General features: G+C 64.1%; 14 protein-coding genes. 6 read left to right on the top strand and 8 right to left on the bottom strand.

Features of this window, described 5'->3' with window-relative positions; translation table 11 throughout:
- Nucleotides 1-6 precede the first annotated feature (6 nt).
- Nucleotides 7-1,143 carry an ABC transporter permease gene (locus CK228_RS17325; RefSeq protein WP_032932402.1) on the top strand — a complete coding sequence of 379 codons (1,137 nt, stop codon included), beginning with the start codon at nt 7-9 and terminating at the stop codon, nt 1,141-1,143.
- A 111-nt stretch (nt 1,144-1,254) separates the two neighbouring features.
- Here the strand turns inward: CK228_RS17325 and CK228_RS17320 are convergent, their stop codons facing one another.
- Nucleotides 1,255-2,232 (bottom strand): threonine/serine dehydratase, encoded by a 978-nt coding sequence (locus tag CK228_RS17320; RefSeq protein ID WP_095788628.1) that lies wholly within the window; start codon nt 2,230-2,232, stop codon nt 1,255-1,257.
- A 140-nt stretch (nt 2,233-2,372) separates the two neighbouring features.
- The gene (locus CK228_RS17315; protein WP_019862259.1) at nt 2,373-2,693 is read right to left on the bottom strand and encodes a hypothetical protein; all 321 of its coding nucleotides are present in this window, start codon (nt 2,691-2,693) and stop codon (nt 2,373-2,375) included.
- A 176-nt stretch (nt 2,694-2,869) separates the two neighbouring features.
- Here CK228_RS17315 and mbfA point away from each other — a divergent pair, with 176 nt between their 5' ends.
- On the top strand, nt 2,870-3,853 hold the full coding sequence (gene mbfA, locus CK228_RS17310) for an iron exporter MbfA (protein ID WP_095776150.1): 984 nt from the start codon (nt 2,870-2,872) through the stop codon (nt 3,851-3,853).
- Nucleotides 3,854-3,904: 51 nt separating this feature from the next.
- Here the strand turns inward: mbfA and CK228_RS17305 are convergent, their stop codons facing one another.
- Both CK228_RS17305 and CK228_RS17300 read right to left on the bottom strand, forming a co-directional pair.
- Nucleotides 3,905-4,249, bottom strand: coding sequence for an antibiotic biosynthesis monooxygenase (locus CK228_RS17305; protein WP_095776149.1), 345 nt, complete (start codon nt 4,247-4,249; stop codon nt 3,905-3,907).
- A complete protein-coding gene (locus CK228_RS17300; RefSeq protein ID WP_095776169.1) occupies nt 4,246-4,578 on the bottom strand; it encodes an NIPSNAP family protein in 333 nt (110 codons plus the stop codon). The genes CK228_RS17305 and CK228_RS17300 overlap by 4 nt, the downstream gene beginning before the upstream one ends.
- Before the next feature lie 171 nt (nt 4,579-4,749).
- On the opposite strand from CK228_RS17300, the gene CK228_RS17295 reads away from it, so the two are divergent.
- Nucleotides 4,750-5,424, top strand: coding sequence for a winged helix-turn-helix domain-containing protein (locus CK228_RS17295; RefSeq protein WP_095788627.1), 675 nt, complete (start codon nt 4,750-4,752; stop codon nt 5,422-5,424).
- A 248-nt stretch (nt 5,425-5,672) separates the two neighbouring features.
- Here the strand turns inward: CK228_RS17295 and ligD are convergent, their stop codons facing one another.
- The 3 genes from ligD to CK228_RS17280 all read right to left on the bottom strand — a co-directional run bounded on the left by ligD (nt 5,673) and on the right by CK228_RS17280 (nt 9,668).
- Complete coding sequence (gene ligD / locus CK228_RS17290) at nt 5,673-8,168, bottom strand: DNA ligase D (protein WP_095788626.1); 2,496 nt, start codon at nt 8,166-8,168, stop codon at nt 5,673-5,675.
- 12 nt (nt 8,169-8,180) lie between these two features.
- A complete protein-coding gene (locus tag CK228_RS17285; RefSeq protein WP_095788625.1) occupies nt 8,181-9,047 on the bottom strand; it encodes a Ku protein in 867 nt (288 codons plus the stop codon).
- A gap of 114 nt (nt 9,048-9,161) precedes the next feature.
- Nucleotides 9,162-9,668, bottom strand: a complete 507-nt coding sequence (locus CK228_RS17280; protein WP_095788624.1) for a ferritin-like domain-containing protein — start codon at nt 9,666-9,668, stop codon at nt 9,162-9,164.
- A gap of 398 nt (nt 9,669-10,066) precedes the next feature.
- Between CK228_RS17280 and CK228_RS17275 the strand changes: the two genes are divergently transcribed.
- Complete coding sequence (locus tag CK228_RS17275; RefSeq protein WP_013892047.1) at nt 10,067-10,207, top strand: hypothetical protein; 141 nt, start codon at nt 10,067-10,069, stop codon at nt 10,205-10,207.
- Between the two features lie 351 nt (nt 10,208-10,558).
- Here CK228_RS17275 and CK228_RS17265 read toward each other — a convergent pair whose 3' ends face one another.
- Nucleotides 10,559-11,020: a RidA family protein gene (locus tag CK228_RS17265; protein WP_095788623.1), complete on the bottom strand. Its 462-nt coding sequence runs from the start codon at nt 11,018-11,020 to the stop codon at nt 10,559-10,561.
- Nucleotides 11,021-11,241: 221 nt separating this feature from the next.
- On the opposite strand from CK228_RS17265, the gene CK228_RS17260 reads away from it, so the two are divergent.
- Nucleotides 11,242-11,610, top strand: a complete 369-nt coding sequence (locus CK228_RS17260; protein ID WP_095788622.1) for a YciI family protein — start codon at nt 11,242-11,244, stop codon at nt 11,608-11,610.
- Between the two features lie 25 nt (nt 11,611-11,635).
- The gene (locus CK228_RS17255) at nt 11,636-12,880 is read left to right on the top strand and encodes an RNA polymerase sigma factor (RefSeq protein ID WP_095773409.1); all 1,245 of its coding nucleotides are present in this window, start codon (nt 11,636-11,638) and stop codon (nt 12,878-12,880) included.
- Nucleotides 12,881-12,882 lie beyond the last annotated feature (2 nt).

Raw genomic sequence — 12,882 nt, 5'->3', positions numbered from 1 at the left:
TATGGCATGAACAGCGTCTTCTCCTTCGCCCGGCTCGGCGCGCTGCTGATCAAGGAGTTCATCCAGATGCGGCGCGACCGCATCACCTTCGCCATGATGCTCGGCGTGCCGCTGCTGCAGCTCATTCTGTTCGGCTTCGCCATCAACAACGATCCCAAGGGCTTGCCGACGGCGCTGGTGGCGATGAGCAACGACCAGTATACGCGCGCCATGGTCTCGGCGCTGCAGGTGACGGGCTACTACCATTTCGACCATGTCACCGAGAGCGCCGAAGAGGCGGAGTTCCTGATGGCGCGCGGCGACGTTTCCTTCGTCGTCACCATCCCGGCCGACTTCGCCAGCCGGGTCGAGCGCGGCGACAATCCGCAGATCCTGATCGAGGCCGACGCGACCGATCCCTCGGCCGCGAGCGGCGCCATTTCCACACTGAGCACGGTGGCGAGCCAGGCACTGCTGCGCGCGCAAGGCATGCAGGCGGCCGCCGCCGAGAATGCCAGGCAGCAGCTGCAGGTGGTGGTGCACCATCGCTACAATCCCGAAGGCATTTCGCAATACAATATCGTGCCCGGCCTGCTCGGCGTCATCCTGCAGATGACCATGGTGATGATGACGGCCATGGCGCTGACGCGCGAAACCGAGCGCGGCACGATGGAAAACCTGCTCGCCATGCCGTCCAGTCCGGCCGAGATCATGCTGGGCAAGGTGCTGCCCTTCCTTGTCGTCGGCGCGGTGCAGGTCGCGGTGGTGCTGGTGGCGGCGAAGCTTCTGTTCGATATCCCGTTCGTCGGCAGCCTGACGCTGCTGTTGTCGTCGGTACTTGTCTTCGTGCTGTCGCTGGTGCTGCTCGGCTACACCATCTCGACCATGGCCCGCTCGCAGATGCAGGCCATGCAGCTCACCTTCTTTTTCTTCCTGCCGTCGCTGCTGTTGTCCGGCTTCATGTTCCCCTATCGCGGCATGCCGGGCTGGGCCCAGGCGCTGGGCGAAATCTTCCCGCTGACGCATTTCCTGCGCATCACCCGCGCGGTGATGCTGAAGGGCGCCGACTTCCATGCCATCGCCACCGAGATCGGCTGGCTGGCCGTGTTCGTGCTGGTGTTCGCGGGCACCGCGCTTTTGCGGTTCAGGCGCACGCTGGACTGACGGGCGCTCGCGGGAAGGTCGCTGAAAGGCTACCCTACGTGCAAGCCTCTTGATTGGATGGCAGCCCGTCGGACCGCGCCGATGGTGGGCACGGCTGAGAGGATAGGGCGATCAGGCGGCTGCCATGATCCCGGCATAGGTGCCGAAATCGACATTGCCGCCGGAAAGCACCACGGCGACACTTTTGCCGGACAGTTCGATCTCGCCCGACGACAGTGCCGCGAGCGCCACGCAGCCGCCCGGCTCGACCACCAGCTTGAGATAGGCCATGGCATCGCGCATCGCCTGTGCGGTCGCCCTGTCGGAGACGGCGACGGCGCCGGCGAGGTTCCTGCGGTTGATTTCGAAGGTGATGGCGCCCGGCTCGGCGGTCAGGATCGCGTCGCAGATCGAGCTATGGCCCGGTTCGTTCGAAACCCGGGCGCCGGCGGCGAGCGAGCGGCGCGTGTCGTCGAAATGCTCGGGCTCGACCGCCCAGACCGCGGTGCCCGGCGAGACATCCTTGACCGCCACCGAAATGCCGCTCGACAGGCCGCCGCCCCCGCAGGGGATGACGACGGCGTCGAGGCTGACGCCAAGCGCCCTGGCCTGCCGCATGAGTTCGAGGCCGATCGTGCCTTGCCCGGCAATGATGGCCGGATCGTCGAAGGGCGGCACCAGCACCATGCCCCGGTCGATATAGGGGCGAACGACGCTCATGCGGTCATCGCGAAACCGGTCGAACGGCACCACTTCCGCCCCCATCCTGCGGACATTGCCGATTTTCATCGCCGGCGCGTCCGCCGGCATGGCGATGACCGCCTTGACGCCGAACATGGCCGCCGAAGCGGCCACCCCCTGCGCATGATTGCCCGAGGAGAAGGCGACGACGCCACGGCGGCGCTCTTCCTCGCTCAGCGACGACAGCTTGTTGTAGGCGCCGCGGAACTTGAACGAGCCGGTGCGCTGCAACGTCTCCGGCTTGAACAGGATGCGGCCGCCGAAGCGCCTGTTCAGCTCGGCCGATTCGATCAAGGGGGTTTCGACGATCAGGCCGGAAAGCCGCGCCGCGGCGGCGTGGATGTCGGCAATGCCGAGAGGGGTGGTCATGCGAAGTCCAGCAAAAGAGGCAGTCTCTTCTCATGATGCCCGCAAACGGCCGTGGCGCACCATCGAAAAAATGTGACCGTTACAAAGTTGGTGGACTGTCTCCGCCGTCGCCGCGATGCCCCGCCGAAATCTCGCCGGTTTCACCCAAGCAACGTCCGCTGCCTCTTGGTCCCGCCCAGCTTGCGCCAATTGTTGAAGCGGTGGGTGGCGGCGGCAAAGGAGATCTTCATCTGCTGGGCGACCGAATAGCGCGACTTGCCTTCGTCGAACATGCGGTAGCAGCACTCCACCCCTTCCTCGGTCAGCTTGCCGTCGGGGGCCTTGTTGTGTGGGTTGGCGGGGTCGAATTTCTCGATCTGCTGCTCGACCAGGCCCTTCAGGCGCTGCAGATCGGCCTCGATGCTGGCGATGAGATCGAGAACGGGTTTCGGGTCGAAATGCTGGGGGTGCGGCTTCGTCATGCGGGGATCCTCGTTCTTGTCTTAGGTTCAGCTATATAGGGGAATCTTTGCCAATAAGGAAGAAGCGGGGCCGCTCGCACGCTTCAACAATTCTTGAACCCGTGACCCTCAGCGCGATTGACCCGGAGCAGGGCAGGCCATAGTTTAGAACAATTCTAAACTAGGGTCTTTTCCTCATGCTTTCCCGTGTTTTCGGCTTCGGCCGCCGCCCCTTCGAATCGCTCTCCGAACAGGAAATCCTGGCGCTGGCCATTTCATCCGAGGAAGATGACGGGCGCATCTACCGGGCCTACGCCGACGGGCTGGCGGAAAGTTTTCCGCAATCGGCGAAAGTGTTCGAGGAGATGGCCGAGGAAGAGGACGGCCATCGCGACTCGCTGATCGAGCTCTTCCGCAAGCGCTTCGGCGAGCGCATCCCGCTGATCCGGCGCGAACATGTGAAGGGCTATTATGAGCGCAAGCCCGACTGGCTGGTGAGGCCGCTCGGCATCGAGCATGTGCGCAGCCAGGCCGAGGCCATGGAGCGGCAGGCCTACCTGTTCTACGTCGAAGCGGCAAAGCGCACGACAGATGCCTCGACGCGAAAACTTCTCAATGACCTGGCGATAGCCGAACAGGGCCACGAGACGCTGGCGCAGCGGCTGGAGCAGAAGCACGTGCCCGGCGAGGTGAAGGATGAAGAGGCCGCCGCCGAGCAGCGCCAGTTCATCCTGACTTACGTGCAGCCGGGCCTGGCCGGCCTGATGGACGGTTCGGTGTCGACGCTGGCGCCGATCTTCGCCGCTGCCTTTGCCACGCATGACACCTGGCAGACCTTCCTGGTCGGGCTTGCCGCGTCGATCGGCGCCGGCATCTCCATGGGTTTTACGGAAGTGGCTTCCGACGACGGCAAGCTCTCAGGTCGCGGCTCGCCGATAAAACGCGGCATCACCACCGGCGTCATGACATCGGCCGGCGGCCTCGGCCACGCCTTGCCCTATCTCATTCCGCATTTCTGGACGGCGACGGCCGTCGCCGCCGTGGTGGTGTTCTTCGAACTTTGGGCCATCGCCTTCGTCCAGAACCGCTACATGCAGACCCCTTTCCTGCGCGCCGCCTTCCAGGTGGTGCTGGGCGGCGCGCTGGTGTTCGCGGCCGGCGTGCTGATCGGCAACGCGTGAGGGCGGTTCTCCCTTCCCCCACAAGGGCCACAAGGGGGGAAGGAAGAAGGCTTACCCATTCACCGCCCGGCTGTCCGCCGGCGCCTCCTCCCTTTCGGTCAGCCCATAATCCCTCACTACATGCGCGATCCGCAGTCGATAGCCGGCAAAGATTCCGCCGCGGCCGGCCTGCTGCGCCTGCCTGTGTTCTTCGGTGTTGCGCCAGGCCTTCACCGCGTCCTCGTCACGCCAGAACGACAGCGACAGGATGCGGTTCGGATCGGCGAGGCTCTGAAAACGTTCGATCGAGATGAAGCCATCACTGCCGTCGAGCAAGGGACGCAGATTGGCGGCGATGGCGAGATACGCATCGCGCTTGCCCTCGGCAGGCTGCACCTCGAAAATGACGGCGATCACGGCAGCACCAGCTTGGCGTGCGGCCCGGAGACGTGTTTCAGGAACATGCGGTCCTCCTTGAGGATGAATCGTTCTCGCTTGGCGAACTCGTAGTTTGCCTTGCCGGCGGGGTCGGCGGCAAGCCGGGCGCGATAGGCTTCATAGGCCGCCAGGCTTTCAATGTTGTAGGCGGCGTAGGCCGTCGTCGCCGAGCCTTCATGCGGAGCATAGTAGCCGATCAGATCGGCGCCGCAGCGCGGAATGGCCTGGCCCCAGTTGCGGGCATATTCCTCGAAGGCGGCCTTGCCGAACGGGTCGATCTCATAGCGGATGAAGCAGGTGATGGTCATGGTCGTCTCCTTGGGTTCCTGCATCGACGCTTCGAGCGCGGTCGAAACGTCATACGCATCGATGTGCTAGGCATTTCCTGTCAGGAGCCATTGTCCCTTGCGTCGCCGGCGCCTTGATCTGACCGGAGAATAATGGCTATCTGACAAGAATGCTTCGATAAGGAACGAACTATGCGTGAAGGACCCGACATCGCCCGCATCGCCAGCCTGGTCGGCGACCCGGCCCGCGCCAACATGCTGAACGCGCTGATGGGCGGCACGGCGCTGACGGCGAGCGAACTGGCGCTCGAGGCCGGCGTGTCGCTGCCGACCGCCTCGTCGCATCTGTCGAAACTGATGGAGGGCGGGCTGCTGACCTTGGCCAGCCAGGGTAGGCACCGCTATTACGGCCTCGCCGGCCCGCAGGTGGCCGGCATGATCGAGGCCATCACCGGTGTCGCCGAGGCTGTCGGTCCGAAGCGCGTGCGGCCCGGTCCGCGTGACGGCGCCATGCGCGTCGCCCGCGTCTGCTACGACCATCTCGCCGGCGAGCAGGCGGTGGCGATGCTCGACCACCTTGTCGAGAAGGACATATTGCTGCGCGATGACAGGGAGATCAGGCTCGGACCGTCGGCGCCATCGCATTTTGCGGCGATTGGCATCGATGTCGACGCAAAGCCGCGCCGACCGGTCTGCCGCGCCTGCCTGGACTGGAGCGTGCGCCGCTCGCACCTCGCCGGCACGCTGGGCGCCGCCATCCTCGACAAGATCCTTCTGGAAAAATGGGCGCGCCGCGAAAAAGACAGCCGCGCGGTGATTTTCTCGCCGCCCGGCAAGCAGGCCTTCGAGAAGGTGTTTTTGGCTTAGTTTGCCGGCGCCTCAACCTTCGTCATCCTACGGCGGAGCAGCCGCAAAGCGGCGTCGCGGAGACCCTAGGATCCATGCCGCGATCTCAGAGCGCCGCAACGGTGCAGAACCTTGCTGCCAGCACGGCGAGGAAGATCGCTGGATCCTGTGCCGCCGTGTTTTTCCTTGGCGTCCCGGCATGGATCCTAGGGTCTGCGCCGCGTCGCTTCGCTCCTTGCTTCGCCCTAGGATGACGAAGTCGGGTAGGCTCACCCCCGCTTCAACGCCTTCGCCTGCTTGAAGAAATCCACCCACGGATCGGCTTCCGCCAGCTGCTTCAGCGTCGTCTTGTCGCCGATTGGGAACGCGTTCGGCGCCAGGCCGGCCTCGATCTCGGCCCAGGTCACCGGCATCGACACGGTGGCTCCTTTCTTGGCGCGCGAGGAATAGGGCGCGACCGTCGTCGAGCCCCTGCCATTGCGCAGATAGTCGACGAAGATTTTCCCGGTCCGCGCCTTCTTCGACAGTGTGGCCGTGTAGCGGTCGGGGGCACCCTGTTCGAGCGCCTTGGCGAAATCATGCGCGAAGGTCTTCACCGCCTCCCAGTCGGCCGATGGCTTCAGCGGCACCAGCACATGGTAGCCCTTGCCGCCCGATGTCTTGACGAAGTTCGGCAGCGACAGCTCGTCGAGCTTGCCCCTTATATCGAGCGCCGCCTCGCGCACCGCTTTCACATCGACGCCTTCATCGGGGTCGAGATCGAAGATGATCTGGTCCGGCTGTTCAAGCTTGTCGATCGTGCAGCCCCAGATGTGGATCTCCACCACACCGTACTGGACGAGCGCCGCGACACCGTCGAAATCCCGCACGAACAGGATTTCCTCGCCATCCGTCGGGTCCTTCATCCGGGCTATTTTGTCGCTCATGCCGGCCGAGGCATGTTTCTGGAAGAAGCGCGGGCCGCCGACGCCGTCCGGCGCCCGCACAAGGCTGAGCGGCCGGTTGACGACGAATTGCTGCATGCGCGGCCAAACCCCGGCGTAATGGTCGAGCAGCCCCTGCTTGGAGATCTTTTCGTCGGGCCATAGCAGCTTGTCGGGATGGGAGAGTCTTACGCTGGTCGTCATCGTCCCGGTGGCGGTGCCGCTCGAGGCCGGCTTGGCCTTGCCTGTCGCTGCCTTGGGCTTTTCCTGCACAACGTCCTCCGCCGGCTTGTCCTCGCGCAGCCCCTGGAACGAGGCATGGCGTATTATACGGTCCGACGTCCAGCTGCGAAACTCCACTTCGCCGACGAGCTCCGGCTTGACCCAGACCAGGCCCTTGCCTTTCGGTACGGCCTTGTCGAAAGGCGAAGCCGTCGCCTTCAGCGCGTCCAGCTTCTTCTTCAGCGCGGTGGCGCCCTTGGCGGAGAAACCGGTGCCGACACGGCCGGCATACTGCAGTTTGCCGCCCTCGTAATAGCCGACCAGCAGCGAGCGCAGCCCGCGCCCGGTCTTGTCCGACGGCAGATAACCGCCGATGACGAATTCCTGCCGGGCCGTGCATTTCGACTTCACCCAGGTCGGACCGCGCCCGCTGCGATAGGGCGCGTCGGCGCGTTTGGAGACGACGCCTTCCAGTCCCATGCGGCAGGCATGTTCCAGCATGATCTTGCCGGGCTCGGAAAAATGGTCGGAGAAACGCACCGCCGCGTTCTCAGCCTGCTCGCCGAGCAGCTCCTGCAAGGCCTGCTTGCGCTCGACCAGCGGCTCGCGACGCAAATCCTTGCCGTCGAGCCGCATCAGGTCGAACACGTAGTAGATGAAGCGGTGTGTACGCTTCGCCGACAGGTCCTGCTGCAGCAGTGCGAAGGATGAGACGCCGCTGTCGGCCAGCACGACGATCTCGCCGTCGACGATAGCGTCGCTGCATTTCAGCGCGGCCAGCTCCGCGATGATCTCGCTTCCAAACTTGTCGGTCCAGTCGAGGCCGGTGCGGGTCAAGAGCCGCACTTCCGTGCCGGCGATCTGCGCCTGCATGCGATAGCCGTCGAATTTGACTTCATGCAGCCAGTCCCTGCCCGGCGGTGCATCCCGCTCCAGTGTCGCCAGCTGCGGTTCGATGAAGTCGAGTTTGCGCGCCGCTGCCTTCGCCTTGCCGGCGGCCGGCTTGTTCGAATGCCAGATCTCGGGCTTCTTGCCCTTGGCGGTCTTGCCCTCGCCGACCTCTTCGATCGTCAGGCCCGACTTCACCGATTCCGGCCTCTCCTTCAAAATGTCCTCGCCCGGGCGTGCCGCAGCGTCGTCCGACTTGATCAAGAGCCAGTTGTCGCGCTTTTCACCCGCGCGGGGTTTCAGCCGCACCAGATGCCACAGCCCATGCAGCTTATGGCCGTTGAGCTCGAAACTGAGATGCCCCTTCTTCATCGCCTTGGCCGGGTCGGTCTCCGGCACCCACGTTCCCTCGTCCCAGACGATCACCGAGCCGCCGCCATACTCGCCCTTCGGGATCGTGCCCTCGAACGGCGCATAGTCGATCGGATGGTCCTCGACATGAACGGCGAGCCGCTTCTCATGCGGATCGAGGCTAGGCCCCCGCGTCACCGCCCAGCTCCACAGCACGCCGCCATGCTCGAGGCGAAGGTCGTAATGCAGCCTGGTCGCCGCGTGCTTGTGGATGACGAAGATGCCGCCCGCTTCGCTCTTTTTCGTGCGTGCGACCTTGCCCGCCGGCTCCGACGTTTTCTTGAAATCGCGCTTGGCGTGATATTGTTCGAGGCCGGCCATTGCTTGGTCTCCTCAGGCCGATTTGCGCTTGGGCGCCGCTTTCGGCCTGGCGCGTTTGGCCGCCGGCTTGGCTTTCGCCGATGATGGTTTCGGCGAACCGGAATCCGACGACAGGCTCTTCTTCAGCGCGTCGAACAGATTGACGACATTGGAGGGCTTCGGCGCCGCCTTGGCCTTCGGCGCCTTATGCCCCGCCTTCTTGGCGCGGATCAGCTCGAGCAGCGCGTCCTCATATTTGTCGTCGAATTTCGACGGATCGAACTTGGCCTTCTTCTTGTCGATGATCAGTTCGGCGAGATCGGTCATTTCCTGGTCGGTCTTCACCGCCTTGATCTCGCCGAACACGCTGTCCGGCTGGCGCACCGTATTGTCGTAGCGAAGCGTCGTTAGCACCATGCCCTTGCCGAGCGGTTCGATGACCACGGGCCGTTCGCGTTGATAAAGCACGATCCGCGCCAGCCCGGCCATCTTCTTGCCCGCCATGGCATCGCGGATGACGGCGAATGCCTCTTCCGACACCTTGTCGGCCGGCGCGACATAATAGGGCGTGTCGAGATAGATCTGCTGGATCGAGGCCTTGTCGACGAAACCGTCGAGGCTCATCGTGTGCGAGGATTCGATCTGCACCGCCTCGATCTCGTCTTCCTCGATATGGACGAAATCGCCGTCGTCCAATTCATAACCCTTGATCTCGTCGCCATCGTCCAAGGGCTTGCCGGTTTCGGCGTCGACATAGATGCGCTTCACCGTGTTGCCGGTCTTGCGGTTGAGGATGCGAAACGACACCCTTTCGGTGTGGGTGACGACATTGGTCAGTTCGACCGCGCAGGTCACCAGCGACAGCTTCAGATAGCCTTTCCAGGCTGGACGCGGCGCCATGACAAACTCCTTGCAACGGGTTCAATCCAGAACGGGGCAAAGCCCATTCCGGTTCCGACCGCGCGACAAGGCAAGTCGGCGCCGTTGCGGCGCCGATCCTGCCTGCCATCTCACCTATTCGGCAGCCTGGAGATTGATCTTGCTTTCCGCCATCTCGGTGAGCTTGCGATCGGTCGCTTGCTCTTCCTTGAGATTCTTCGCGAGTACGTTGGCGCAATCGCTGCGGCCGAGTTGCTTGGCCCAGGCAATCAGCGTGCCGTAACGGGTCATTTCGTAATGCTCGACTGCTTGCGCAGAGGCGATCAGGGCGGCGTCCAGGACCTGCTTGTCGGCGATGTCGCCGCTCACCTCGTCAGCTTCCTCGAGGATGCCGTCAATGGCCGGGCAGTTGATCGCCTTGGCCTTGACGCCATGCAGCTCGAACACCTCTTCGACTCGTTCGATATGGCCCTTGGTCTGTTCAAGATGTTTTTCGAAGCCTGCTTTGAGCTGCGCGTTGGTGGCCTTGTCGATCATCTTCGGCAACGCCTTCTCGATCTGCTTTTCCGCGTAATAGATGTCGCGCAACGTGTGCACGAACAGGTCGTCCAGCGTTTTGATGTCCTTCGAAAAGAAGCCCATGGTTCTAGCCTTTCCATTTGCTCTTGCGGTGTTGGTGTACATGCCTGCGGCTTGCAGGCAATCTCGGACCGGCCACGCCAGTCCCGACGGTCAACGTCCGCCCTATATGCCGGTTCCTTCCTTTCCTGCCTGAGCAAGGAAATTCCATCGGCCAGCCGGAAGTTGAAACAGAACCGCGCCCAGGCGACATTCAAACGAAACATATGTGATGCAAAAGTCACACTGGCCGGAATGGCGACAAAAGGCGCGGAAACACCCCGAATCAGCCGCATTCCGGCCACGAAGCAACGGGTTTTCGACCAGATATTAACATCGTGTTCACCGACTATTCACGCCTCGATGCTATCCTTCACGCAATTCGGAAGGGACATCCGAAAATCGGGACAGGGACAGGGTAAATGAACTTCCTAACGCACCTCATCGGCTACGCCGCCGCCATCCGCGAATTCGTCGCGCCGACCTATCGGCCCGAGCGCTATTACATGCGCGGCCCCGGTCCGGCTTGCGCCCGTCGCGGCACGTCGCTGGGCGCGCACTGACCATGACGTTCGAGAGCCGCCACAACAGCCGCATCTGCAGGCCGGACACCACGACCCGCGCCACCACTTATCGTTCCGAGCGCCCGGCTCCGAGCGACAGGCGCCGTGCGACATCGCCACGTCTTTGATCCCGCTCTCGGCTGGCCTGGTGTCCCAGGACACGAGCAGCCGAGGCCCGCGTGACCGATCTTTCCCAGTCAAGTCCGCCCCAATCACGCCTGGCCAAGCCCAGTCCTCCGGCTGAACCATCTTTCGATGCCAGCCATCCGCTGATTGTCTTTGATGGCGTCTGCGTGCTGTGCTCCGGCTTCGTGCGCATGGTGGTGAGAGGCAGCCACGCCATGGCTGAGATCAATCCGGCAAGGCCGCGATCGCGACAATTTCAATGACGATGTCGGCTTGAGCCAGCGCGGCGACGCCAATCACCTCCGAGGGCGGCGGGTTGTTGTAACTGCAGTGCTTCGGGCAATGCTCGGCAAAGAACGCGTCCAGAACGTCCAGGCGAAAATTGGCAGAGCTGAGAACGCCGCCGTCGGGAAATGGTCCTCTGACAAAGAAGGTCAGTTTGACGAGGTGTTCAAGCGCGGTGCCCAGCTCCTCCAGATCGGCTTTGATGTTGCCCAGAACCTCGAGCCACTGCGCCGCCGCATCGCCAGCGAAACGACCGCCCTGCTTGCCGGCCGGATCGTAGTCGGCGGCAGTCGCCGTGTTTCCACAAAGGTAGACAAATCCCTTCGCGCCGGTGACAACTGTCCCCTTGCCCCACGGCATCAACCGGTCGCTTTTGAATTTCTTGTGGGTCACGAGTTCCATTGCTCATCTCCCATCCCTGGCGTGACGTGCCTGGATCACAAAGGATAGTGCGGCGGGGCGTCATTGCCAGCCGCCGCGGGCCGTTTGGCGAAACCTGGTCCTTGCGAAAGCGCGTGACGAAGTCGAAAGTTTTTTGCTGCGCCCTGTCGAAATCGGTCGACGCCGCGCGACATACGTCTGGCCCCGCAAGGACGCGGCCTTCGAAACACGGGAGAAGACCCATGCGATACATGCTGATGATCAACAATAGCGAAGCCGCAATGGCGGCCATGCCGATCGAGAAGGCCCAGCAGATGAGCGCGGCCTATAACGCCTATACCGATGCGCTGAAGCAATCCGGCGCTTGGCTGGCCGGCGAACGGCTGCGCCCGACCCAGGCGACCACCTCGGTGCGGATCGCCGACGGCAAGACCAACGTGATCGACGGCCCCTATGCCGACACCAAGGAGCAGCTTGCCGGCTTCTACATGATCGAGGCGGCCGACATCGATACCGCCATCGAATGGGCGGCGCGCTGTCCAGCGGCCAGCACCGGCACGGTCGAGTTGCGGCCGATCTGGGAAATGGCCGATTACATGCCCAAGCAATGACGACGTGCCAAGAAGTGACCATGTGATGGACAGTCGCCCGGAGATCGCCCGGGCGGCCGCCGAGGCCGCCGCCCGGCAGAGCTATGGCAAGCTGGTCGCCTGGCTCGCGGCGCGCACGCGCGACGTGACCGCGGCCGAGGATGCGCTGGCCGACGCCTTTGCCGCCGCGCTCGAACGCTGGCCGAAATCGGGCGTGCCTGAAAAGCCGGAAGCCTGGCTGCTCGCCGTGGCGCGGCGGCGGCGGGTCGATGCGGTTCGCCGGCGGCTCACCCGCGAGGCGGCCCGCGATCATCTCAAGCTGATTGCCGAGGAGATGGAGGCGCGCATGACCGACGAAGAGCTGCCCGACGAACGGCTGCGGCTGATGTTTGCTTGCGCGCATCCGGCGATCGAACCGGGCGTGCGGGCGCCGCTGATCCTGCAGACCGTGCTGGGTTTCGATGCCGCGACGATCGCTTCCGCCTTCCTGGTCTCGCCGGCAACGATGGGCCAGCGCCTGGTGCGCGCCAAGACGCGCATCCGCGAAACCGGCATTCCGTTCCGTGTGCCGGAGCGGGCCGAACTCGGCGAACGGCTGGGCGCGGTGCTGGAGGCGATCTACGCCGCCTTCGCCGAAGGCTGGTCCGATCCGGCCGGCACCGAGACGCAGCGCCGCAACCTCGCCACCGAAGGGATCTGGCTTGGCCGCCTGGTGGCGACGCTGATGCCGCAAGAGCCGGAAGCGCTTGGCCTGCTGGCGCTCATGCTGTTTGCCGAGGCCCGCCGCACCGCCCGGCGCAGTGCCGAAGGCGACTTCGTGCCGCTGGCCGAGCAGGACTGCGACCTGTGGGACCGTGCCCTGATCGACGAGGCGGAGATGCTTCTGTCCCATGCCGCGGCGAGCGGTGTGGTCGGCCGCTACCAGCTCGAGGCGGCCGTCCAGTCCGCCCACGCGGCGCGACGGCTCACCGGCCGCACCGACTGGCCGGCGATCCGCGCACTCTACGACGCGCTGTTTTCGATCGTAGGTTCGCCGGTGGTGGCGATCAACCGCGCGGTGGCGCTTGCCGAGACGGAAGGCGCCGTGGCGGGGCTGGCGGCGCTTTATGTGCTGGGCGACGACAAGCGGCTCAATGAATATCAGCCCTATTGGGCGGCGCGGGCCGGCCTCCTGGCCAGGCTTGGCCAGGTACCGCAGGCAACCGAGGCCTATGACCGGGCGATCGGCCTCGAACGCGACCCGGCGGTGCGCCGCTTCCTGCAAGGCAAAAGGGCGGCGCTGCGAAACTGACC

The organism is Mesorhizobium sp. WSM4312 (assembly GCF_002294875.1).
In the GTDB taxonomy this organism is placed as follows: Bacteria; Pseudomonadota; Alphaproteobacteria; order Rhizobiales; family Rhizobiaceae; genus Mesorhizobium.
The sequence above is the reverse complement of the archived record's forward strand: the minus strand, read 5'-3'. Positions and strand labels throughout refer to the sequence as shown.

Excerpts from the sequence above, each read along its gene's own strand:
- CK228_RS17325 (WP_032932402.1), top strand. The coding sequence starts at position 7 with ATGAACAGCGTCTTCTCCTTCGCCCGGCTCGGCGCGCTGCTGATCAAG.
- CK228_RS17320 (WP_095788628.1), bottom strand. The coding sequence starts at position 2,232 with ATGACCACCCCTCTCGGCATTGCCGACATCCACGCCGCCGCGGCGCGG.
- CK228_RS17315 (WP_019862259.1), bottom strand. The coding sequence starts at position 2,693 with ATGACGAAGCCGCACCCCCAGCATTTCGACCCGAAACCCGTTCTCGAT.
- mbfA (WP_095776150.1), top strand. The coding sequence starts at position 2,870 with ATGCTTTCCCGTGTTTTCGGCTTCGGCCGCCGCCCCTTCGAATCGCTC.
- CK228_RS17300 (WP_095776169.1), bottom strand. The coding sequence starts at position 4,578 with ATGACCATCACCTGCTTCATCCGCTATGAGATCGACCCGTTCGGCAAG.
- CK228_RS17295 (WP_095788627.1), top strand. The coding sequence starts at position 4,750 with ATGCGTGAAGGACCCGACATCGCCCGCATCGCCAGCCTGGTCGGCGAC.
- ligD (WP_095788626.1), bottom strand. The coding sequence starts at position 8,168 with ATGGCCGGCCTCGAACAATATCACGCCAAGCGCGATTTCAAGAAAACG.
- CK228_RS17285 (WP_095788625.1), bottom strand. The coding sequence starts at position 9,047 with ATGGCGCCGCGTCCAGCCTGGAAAGGCTATCTGAAGCTGTCGCTGGTG.
- CK228_RS17280 (WP_095788624.1), bottom strand. The coding sequence starts at position 9,668 with ATGGGCTTCTTTTCGAAGGACATCAAAACGCTGGACGACCTGTTCGTG.
- CK228_RS17275 (WP_013892047.1), top strand. The coding sequence starts at position 10,067 with ATGAACTTCCTAACGCACCTCATCGGCTACGCCGCCGCCATCCGCGAA.
- CK228_RS17265 (WP_095788623.1), bottom strand. The coding sequence starts at position 11,020 with ATGGAACTCGTGACCCACAAGAAATTCAAAAGCGACCGGTTGATGCCG.
- CK228_RS17260 (WP_095788622.1), top strand. The coding sequence starts at position 11,242 with ATGCGATACATGCTGATGATCAACAATAGCGAAGCCGCAATGGCGGCC.
- CK228_RS17255 (WP_095773409.1), top strand. The coding sequence starts at position 11,636 with ATGGACAGTCGCCCGGAGATCGCCCGGGCGGCCGCCGAGGCCGCCGCC.